Consider the following 8,068-nt stretch of genomic DNA (forward strand, 5'->3'; position numbering starts at 1 on the left):
ACCTCGCCGCCGAGGATCTGGGCCTGGGCGGCACCGCACAGCGCGCCGGCCAGCAGGAAGGGAACGAGGGCGCGGCGGACCATCTCAGCGCGCCTCGCGGACTTCGACCAGGTAGTGCGCGACATCGGAGGTCATGGTCGAACTCTCCTCGTAGGTGCCGGTGCCGTTGGGCGAGAGGATCAGGCGGCTCCAGGCGGAAGGCTTCTCCACCGGCACCAGCTCGGTGTCGAAGAAGCTGACCCGCGCCTCGATGGCCTGCGTGTAGTCGGTGCGGTTGCGGAACTGCGCGATCACCTTCACCGTGCCGGTGGGGTTGCGGCGCGCGCCCTGGCGCTCCACGGCCAGCTTGCCGGCGCGGTCGCTCTGCAGGCTGCGGTCCAGGATCACGACCTGGTCGTACTGGATGCGCGCATCGGGCGCGATCGGGTCGTCGACACGGCGCGCGACCTTGGCGCCTTCGGCCAGCGGTTGCGTCACGCAGCCGGCCAGCAGCAGCGCACCGGCGCACAGGAGGAGGGAAAGCTTTCGCATGCGGAATCCTTGTCTCGGTTGTCAGTCCCGGCTCTTGATCCAGACGAGCCGGTTGCCGCGCGGGTCGCGCCACTGGCGCACCACCAGGGCCGGCGAGCTCACGGGCTGGCCGGCCTCGTCGAACAGGCGCACGGCGACTTCGGGCTCGCTGCCGCCGGTGTGCAGGGTCGCGACGTGCAGCGTCTCGGGCAGGTTGTTCCAGTAGCGCACGTCGGCGGCGGGTTTCACGTTCAGGGCGACGAGCGAGGCGATCGCGCCGACGGCAGCGAGGCCGCCGAGCGCGGCGCCGCCCCCGCCACCGACGGCGGCGCTGACCACGCTGCCTTCGCTGGCGATGCGGCCCAGGGCATCGCCGGCGGCGGCCGTGCCGGCCTGGAACTGCACCTTGCCGTCGATGATGCGGTCGATGGCCCGCTCGCCGCGGTGGGTGGCCTGCCAGAACAGGTCTTCCATCCGGTACAGGCGCAGCGGCGCGCCGTCGCCGATGCGCACTTCGGCCACGGCCTCCGGCGTGCGGCGCGCCTTGCGGTACACGATCTCGTGGTGGCCCACGCCGTCGCCCACCTTGCGCGGGCTGCCGGCAAGCTCGGCGATCACCAGCGTGTCGTGATCGGTCTCGGGCCGCTTCCAGTCCTTGCGATATTGCGCGGCCTCGTCATAGGCGTCGCGCGCCTGTGGATCCTGCAGCAGCTGGCTGGCCCAGCCGTCGAGGAACATCAGCGTGGCGAAGCCGGAGCGGTAGCGCTCCTCCTGCGCGAACGAGCTCTGCATGAGGCCGCTGCGGAAGGACGCGCGCGCGTTCTCGTAATCGCCCTCGGTGAGGTACACGAGGCCGCGGTAGTAGAAGGCCATGGCGCGCTCGTAGGGCTCGCCCTTGAAGTCCTTCGAGCCCTCCTCGTACCACAGCGAGCGCGCCTTGGCCGCGCCCTCGCGGTTGGAGAACACGCTCTCGATCGCCTCCAGCGCCGCATCGAGGTGGCGTGCGGCCACGTCGCGGGCGTCCTCGCGCAGGGCCGACACGCCGGCGCGCATCGCGTGCAGCGTGCGGTCCTTCGGATCCGCCTTGGCGAGCGCCGCCTCTTCCGCAGCCAAGCTGCCGGCGGCGGCGCTGCTGCAGGCCAGCCAGGCCACGAGCAGCACCGCCGCCGCGCGAACGCCGCCCCGGCGCCGCTCAGCGGTAGATGACATCGTCCTGGGCCTCTTTCTTGAATTCGTAGAGGCCGCTCCAGGAGATGTTGCCGTATTCCATGTCGATCAGCTCGAACGTGATCTGGTGGTAGCGGGACATGACCCCGCTGCGCGCCGAGTTCGCGTCCATCGACGTGATGCGCCCGACCAGGCGGAAGTCGGCGCCGGCCTGCGCCTTGGTGGCGCGGATGGTGCCGGCATCGAACGTGCCTTCGCGCTTGAGCTCGCGCTCCTTGGCCACCATGTTGGCGTACTGGCGGCCCAGGAAGATCATGCGGCCGCCGGCGGAGCGGTTCAGCTCCACCCGCAGGCGGTCGGTGATGGCGCGCTTGTTCAGGCGCGACGAGCTTTCGTTGCTGAAGTACTCGTCGTCGACGATGATGCGCGGCGCCTGCGTGCGGCCCGCGATCTGCGGCGTGCCGAGGATGTCGCGGACCATCTTGTCGGTCATGGAGATCACGTCCTGCGACTCCACGCCGACTCCGGCGACGCGGTTGGAGGTCGTGGCCGCGTCCTTGTAGACGGAGACCCGGCCGGGGCTGTTGTCCAGCCCCTGGTTCATCGTGGCGCAGCCCGCGAGGCTGGCCAGCGCGAGGGCGGAAAGCGTGCGGGCGATCATGCGAGGCCCTTCAACGCTTGCCGGCCGAGGCGCGCACGATGGCCGGGTAGTAGGCCTGGGCCAGGTCGGGATAGATTTTCTGCGTGAGCTCCAGCACCTGGGCGTAGTCCTTGTGCGTGGAGTTCTTCGCGTACATGTAGACCGCGAGGTCCTCGACGGAGTTGAAGGACAGGTCCGAGGTTTCCTTGATGAAGGCCTCGCCGCCGACCATGTTCAGCGCCACCGCGCGGCCCATCTCGGCGCCGACCTTCTGGCCGATGAGGCCGCCCACGAAGGGGATGTTCTCGGCCAGCTTGGCGCCGGCCTGGGCGCCGACGAAGCCGCCGATGTTGGCGCCGGCCGCCGCGTGGCGACCCTTCTCCACCCAGCGGGCGACGGTGCCGTCCTCGGTGTAGGGCGACATGAACTTGCCGGTGTTGCCGACGATCGGGGCCGGGGCCTGGATCGAGGCCGGCGGGGCGAGCTGGGGGGCGGTGGCACACGCGGCCAGCAGGACCGTCAGGCTCAGGGTGGCAAGCAGTTTCTTCATGGCGCTCCTTCGAATTTGTAGCGCTGGAGCTTAAGAAAGTTACCGCTTGTTTCGCCTCATCCTTACGGCCGAGTGACAAATTCCTCGTTTAGTGCTGAACGCCAGGGAATAAATCTATTTACCTAAGGCGAGGCTGAAGCCTCGCCGCTGCGCGTCAACCCTCCTTCTTCGGGATCTCCAGCCCCCGCGCCACCGCCGGCCGCGCCACGAAGGCATCGAGCACGCGCTTCACCTCGCCGAAACGCGCGAACTCCACCAGTTCGCCGGCGCCGTAGAAGCCCACCAGGTTGCGCACCCACGGGAAGATCGCGATGTCGGCGATGGTGAAGTCGTCGCCCAGCATCCACTGCCGGCCCTTCAGGTGGCCCTCCAGCACGGCGAGCAGGCGCTTCGATTCGTTGACGTAGCGGTCGCGCGGGCGCTTGTCCTCGTAGTCCTTGCCGGCGAACTTGTGGAAGAAACCGAGCTGGCCGAACATGGGGCCGACGCCGCCCATCTGGAACATCAGCCACTGGACCGTCTCCCAGCGGCGCGCCGGCTCCTGCGGGATCAGCTTGCCGCTCTTCTCGGCCAGGTAGAGCAGGATCGCGCCGGACTCGAACAGCGGCAGCGGCTGGCCGCCCGGCCCGTTGGGGTCGATGATGGCCGGGATCTTGTTGTTCGGGTTGAGCGAGAGGAACTCGGGCGAAGTCTGGTCGTTGGTCTCGAAGCCCACGCGATGCGGCTCGTAGGGCAACCCCGTTTCCTCCAGCGCGATCGACACCTTCACGCCGTTGGGCGTGGGCAGCGAATAGAGCTGGATGCGGTCGGGGTGGCGGGCCGGCCACTTCTTCGTGATGGGAAAGGCGCTCAGGTCGGGCATGCGGGTTCCTTGCTGCAAAACCCGCGAGGCTACGTGCAAGCCGCCGCGGGATCAACCCGCCGCGCCGGCCTGCTTCATGAAGTGGGCGACGCCGACGATCTTCTCGACCGGCATGACGAAGGCGATGCCCTTGCCCGTCTCGTTCAGCTCCGCGGCCCGCACGATCTCGGCGAGGATGGTGTCGACCAGGTCCGCACGCACCACCGTCAGCACGATCTCCTTCTCCGGCTCGATCGAGACGCCGAAGATCTTCTCCTGCTCGTTGATGCCGCCACCGCGGCCCACCAGCACGGTGCTGCCGCGCGCACCCGCCTGCACGGCGGCCTCCAGCACGGTGCTGCCCCAGCCGCGGCGCACGATGCTGACGATCAGCGATGTCTTCATGACGGCGACTCCTTGCGTTGCTCCTTGCGGCCCACCACGATGCCCAGCAGCGTCACCGACAGCGCCGGCGCGAGTGCGATCAGGGCGACGAGGCCCAGGCCGTGGACCAGCGGATCCTGCCCGCCCATCGTCGACGATGCACCGAAGGCCAGCGCGAGCAGGAAGCTGTTGGCCAGCGGCCCGGTGGCGACGCCGCCGGCGTCGGCCCCGATCGCCACGAATTCGGTGCGGCACAGCCACATGGCGCCCAGCATGATGCCGTAGCCGGGCACCAGCAGCACCAGCAGCGGGACCTCGTGGTCGATGCGGAACAGGCCCAGGCCGACCGCCAGCGCGACGCCCACGCACACGGTCGCGAGCACGAGGCTGCGCCGGATCGATCCGCCCGAGGCCTCCTCCACCTGGTCGGCCAGGATGCGCACGGCCGGTTCGCCCCAGGTGGTGACGAACCCCAGCAGCACGCCGAGCGGCACCACCAGCCACTGCTGCGGCAGCGCGCCCAGTGCCTCGCCGGTGATCCGTCCGAAGGGCAGGAAGGCCAGCCCCACCCCGAGGAGGAACAGGAACAGGCCCAGCGCTGCCAGCGCCGTTCCGAGCAGGATGCGCAGCACTTCCTTGGCCGGCATGCGCAGGAAGAGCGCCTGGAACACCAGGAACACCAGCGCCAGCGGAACGATCGCGAGCAGCACGCTCCAGCCGGTCTCCAGCATCTGCTCCAGCCAGGCCGCGGCCTTCATCGCGCGAACACTCCCACCAGCAGGATGGCGAGGATCGGACCGGCCGAGGCCAGGCCCAGCAGCCCGAAGCCGTCCGCGGAGGTGGAGCGCCCGGCCAGCACGGAACTCACGCCCAGCGCCAGCGCCAGCAGCGCCGGCGCGGCCACCACGCCCGTGGTCACGCTGCCGGCGTCGTAGGCGAGCGGAACGAAGCTCGCGGGCGCGAGCAGCGACAACGCGATCATCAGCAGCCAGCAACCCGCCAGCAGGGCGCGGAAGGAAAAGCCGTAGACGATGCGCAGCAGCGCGACGACCGCCAGCAGTCCGACGCCCGCCGCGATCACGTACACGAGTTGCTGCCCCGAGATCGCGCCCTGCGTGACCCGGTCGACCTGGTCGGCGAGGATCAGCACGTCGGGCTCGGCCGCCGTGGTCGCGAAGCCCATCGCAAAGCCCACGATGGCGATGAGCCAGGCGGAGCCCTTGGTGGGCAGGTCGGCGCCGATGTAGCGACCCATCGGCAGCACGCCGATCTCGACGCCCGCGAACAGCAGCAGCAGCCCGAGTACCACCAGCAGCGCCCCGCCGAGAAACTGAATGAACAGCGCCGCCGGCGCCTGGACGATGGTGAACTGCAGCACGCACACGACGCCGACCAGCGGTGCGATCGACTGCAGCACTTCCGGCAGGCGTTCGCGCAGCAGGGCGAGGAGAACGGCCGAGGCGCCACGCCGCGCGGGCGAGGGGCTATCGGTTTGCCGCGCAGCCGGTGCGGGCTGGGGGCGGGTGCGACGGGAGGGAGAGCTCACGCGTGCCGACTCGATGCTGTGCCGCTGTGTGCATCGTCGGCCTCCTGCGGCGCGCTGTCATTGCGCGAGCGCAATCACGCGGTCAGGTTTTCGGGCGCCGGAAAGAAGAAACCCGCCGTGCGCTTGGGGCGCCACGGCGGGTCGATCGATTTGGTTGCGCGGGCAAGATTTGAACTTGCGACCTTTGGGTTATGAGCCCAACGAGCTACCAGGCTGCTCCACCGCGCGTCAGAGATCGAAATTATAGCTTATTCGGCGGCGCCCTGCTCGCCGGCGGCGGCTTCGGTCGGCTCGGGACGGTCCACGAGTTCGACCAGCGCCATCGGCGCGTTGTCGCCGACGCGGAAGCCCATCTTCAGGATGCGCGTGTAGCCGCCCGGACGGGTCTGGTAGCGCGGGCCCAGCTCGTTGAACAGCTTGGCCACGTTGTCGCGGTTGCGCAGGCGGTCGAAGGCCAGGCGCTTGTTGGCGACGGTGGGTTCCTTGCCCAGCGTGAGCATGGGCTCGACGACGCGGCGCAGTTCCTTCGCCTTCGGCAGGGTGGTCTTGATCACCTCGTGCTCGATCAGCGAGTTCATCATGTTGCGCAGCATCGCGAGGCGGTGCTCGCTGGTGCGATTGAGTTTGCGAAGGCCGTGGCCGTGACGCATGGTGTATTTCCTTTCCTTATGAGTGCCCCAGCCGGATCAGGTACTGGGGGGACACCAAGTTAAAAACCAAACTTCCGGACGCAGAGGTCGCAAAAGATACGCAGAGGACGCAAAAGAGACGAAGAAAACTTCAGAAGGTTTTCTTTTGCGTCCTTTGCGTACCCTTTGCGTCCTCTGCGTCCGGCTGTCCGACTTCTCTTCAGCGCTTGTCGAGGCCGGCGGGCGGCCAAGACTCGAGCTTCATGCCCAGCGTGAGACCGCGGGAAGCCAGGACTTCCTTGATCTCGTTGAGCGACTTGCGACCCAGGTTCGGGGTCTTCAGCAGCTCGTTCTCGGTGCGCTGGATCAGGTCACCGATGTAGTAGATGTTTTCGGCCTTCAGGCAGTTGGCCGAACGCACCGTCAGTTCGAGCTCGTCGACCGGGCGCAGCAGGATCGGGTCGAACTGCTGCGAGCTGCGCTGCACCGGCTGGTCGAAGGCGGCCAGTTCGGAGCCTTCCAGCTGCGCGAAGACGGCCAGCTGTTCCACCAGGATCTTGGCGGAGGCGCGCACGGCGTCTTCGGCGGTGATCGCACCGTTGGTCTCGATCTCCATCACCAGCTTGTCCAGGTCGGTGCGCTGTTCCACGCGGGCGCTTTCGACCGTGTAGCTCACGCGGCGGACCGGCGAGAACGACGCGTCCAGCACGATGCGGCCGATCGACTTGGTGGGCTCGTCGCCGTAGCGGCGCACGTTGCCGGGCACGTAGCCGCGGCCCTTCTCCACCTTGATCTGCATGTCGATCTTGCCGCCTTGCGACAGCGTGGCGATCACGTGGTCGGGATTGATGATCTCGACGTCATGCGGGGTCTGGATGTCGGCCGCGGTGACGACGCCTTCGCCGTCCTTGCGCAGGGACAGGGTGACCTCGTCGCGGTTGTGGAGCTTGAACACCACGCCCTTGAGGTTCAGCAGGATGCCCACCACGTCTTCCTGCACGCCGTCGATCGACGAGTACTCGTGCAGGACGCCGGCGATGGTCACCTCGGTCGCCGCATACCCGACCATCGACGAGAGCAGGACCCGGCGCAGCGCGTTGCCCAGCGTGTGGCCGTAGCCACGCTCGAAGGGCTCCAGGGTCACCTTGGCGCGGTTGGTGCCAAGCTGTTCCACGTTGATGGACTTGGGTTTCAGCAGGTTGGTTTGCATGCAGGACTTTCCTCTCAATACCCCCGGCTCGTTACACCGGTAAGGCTGGGGCCCCTTGCGGCGTGCCCGCCGGCGGGGAGTAAATCAATCTCTCAGGCTCGAGGCTCCGGCGGGAGCCTCGTGGTGTCCGCTTAACGCGAATACAGTTCGACGATCAGGGACTCGTTGATGTCGGCGCCGAATTCGTCGCGGTCCGGGACCTTCTTGAAGGTGCCTTCCGCCTTGTCGACGTTCACTTCCACCCAGGCCGGGATGCCGACCTGCGTGGCCAGCTGCAGCGATTCCACGACGCGGTTCTGCTTCTTGGACTTGTCGCGCACCGCCACCACGTCGCCGGTCTTGACCATGTACGACGGGATGTTGATGACCTGGCCGTTGACCGTGATCGCCTTGTGGCTCACCAGCTGGCGGGCTTCCGCGCGCGTGGAGCCGAAGCCCATGCGGTACACCACGTTGTCCAGGCGGCACTCCAGCAGGAACAGCAGGTTGGCGCCGGTGTTGCCCTTGCGGCGGTCGGCTTCCTCGAAGTAGCGGCGGAACTGGCGCTCCAGCACGCCGTACATGCGCTTGACCTTCTGCTTCTCGCGCAGC

The 8,068-nt window shown here is 68.0% G+C and carries 11 protein-coding genes and 1 tRNA gene; all 12 read right to left on the reverse strand.

What is annotated here, in order from left to right:
• Positions 1 to 84 precede the first annotated feature (84 nt).
• Complete coding sequence (locus VFM98_RS25590) at positions 85 to 531, reverse strand: hypothetical protein (protein ID WP_325112707.1); 447 nt, start codon at positions 529 to 531, stop codon at positions 85 to 87.
• 21 nt (positions 532 to 552) lie between these two features.
• Positions 553 to 1,719 carry a hypothetical protein gene (locus VFM98_RS25595; protein ID WP_325112708.1) on the reverse strand — a complete coding sequence of 389 codons (1,167 nt, stop codon included), beginning with the start codon at positions 1,717 to 1,719 and terminating at the stop codon, positions 553 to 555.
• Positions 1,703 to 2,338 (reverse strand): penicillin-binding protein activator LpoB, encoded by a 636-nt coding sequence (locus VFM98_RS25600; protein ID WP_325112709.1) that lies wholly within the window; start codon positions 2,336 to 2,338, stop codon positions 1,703 to 1,705. The genes VFM98_RS25595 and VFM98_RS25600 overlap by 17 nt, the downstream gene beginning before the upstream one ends.
• A 10-nt stretch (positions 2,339 to 2,348) precedes the next feature.
• On the reverse strand, positions 2,349 to 2,867 hold the full coding sequence (locus VFM98_RS25605; RefSeq protein WP_325112710.1) for a hypothetical protein: 519 nt from the start codon (positions 2,865 to 2,867) through the stop codon (positions 2,349 to 2,351).
• Between the two features lie 154 nt (positions 2,868 to 3,021).
• Positions 3,022 to 3,729, reverse strand: coding sequence for a glutathione S-transferase N-terminal domain-containing protein (locus VFM98_RS25610; protein WP_325112711.1), 708 nt, complete (start codon positions 3,727 to 3,729; stop codon positions 3,022 to 3,024).
• Positions 3,730 to 3,780: 51 nt separating this feature from the next.
• A complete protein-coding gene (locus VFM98_RS25615) occupies positions 3,781 to 4,113 on the reverse strand; it encodes a P-II family nitrogen regulator (protein ID WP_325112712.1) in 333 nt (110 codons plus the stop codon).
• Positions 4,110 to 4,850: a DUF1538 domain-containing protein gene (locus VFM98_RS25620; RefSeq protein WP_325112713.1), complete on the reverse strand. Its 741-nt coding sequence runs from the start codon at positions 4,848 to 4,850 to the stop codon at positions 4,110 to 4,112. The genes VFM98_RS25615 and VFM98_RS25620 overlap by 4 nt, the downstream gene beginning before the upstream one ends.
• Entirely contained in the window at positions 4,847 to 5,638 is a 792-nt protein-coding gene (locus tag VFM98_RS25625; RefSeq protein ID WP_325112714.1) for a DUF1538 domain-containing protein, read from the reverse strand. The genes VFM98_RS25620 and VFM98_RS25625 overlap by 4 nt, the downstream gene beginning before the upstream one ends.
• Before the next feature lie 151 nt (positions 5,639 to 5,789).
• Positions 5,790 to 5,866 (reverse strand) — tRNA-Met (locus VFM98_RS25630).
• 20 nt (positions 5,867 to 5,886) lie between these two features.
• The gene (gene rplQ, locus VFM98_RS25635; RefSeq protein ID WP_325112715.1) at positions 5,887 to 6,288 is read right to left on the reverse strand and encodes a 50S ribosomal protein L17; all 402 of its coding nucleotides are present in this window, start codon (positions 6,286 to 6,288) and stop codon (positions 5,887 to 5,889) included.
• Between the two features lie 199 nt (positions 6,289 to 6,487).
• Complete coding sequence (locus VFM98_RS25640) at positions 6,488 to 7,477, reverse strand: DNA-directed RNA polymerase subunit alpha (protein WP_325112716.1); 990 nt, start codon at positions 7,475 to 7,477, stop codon at positions 6,488 to 6,490.
• 131 nt (positions 7,478 to 7,608) lie between these two features.
• Positions 7,609 to 8,068: 30S ribosomal protein S4 (gene rpsD, locus VFM98_RS25645; protein WP_325112717.1), on the reverse strand; the 460-nt coding region annotated here is incomplete at its 5' end.

Source organism: Ramlibacter sp. (genome assembly GCF_035706265.1).
GTDB lineage: Bacteria > Pseudomonadota > Gammaproteobacteria > Burkholderiales > Burkholderiaceae_C > Ramlibacter.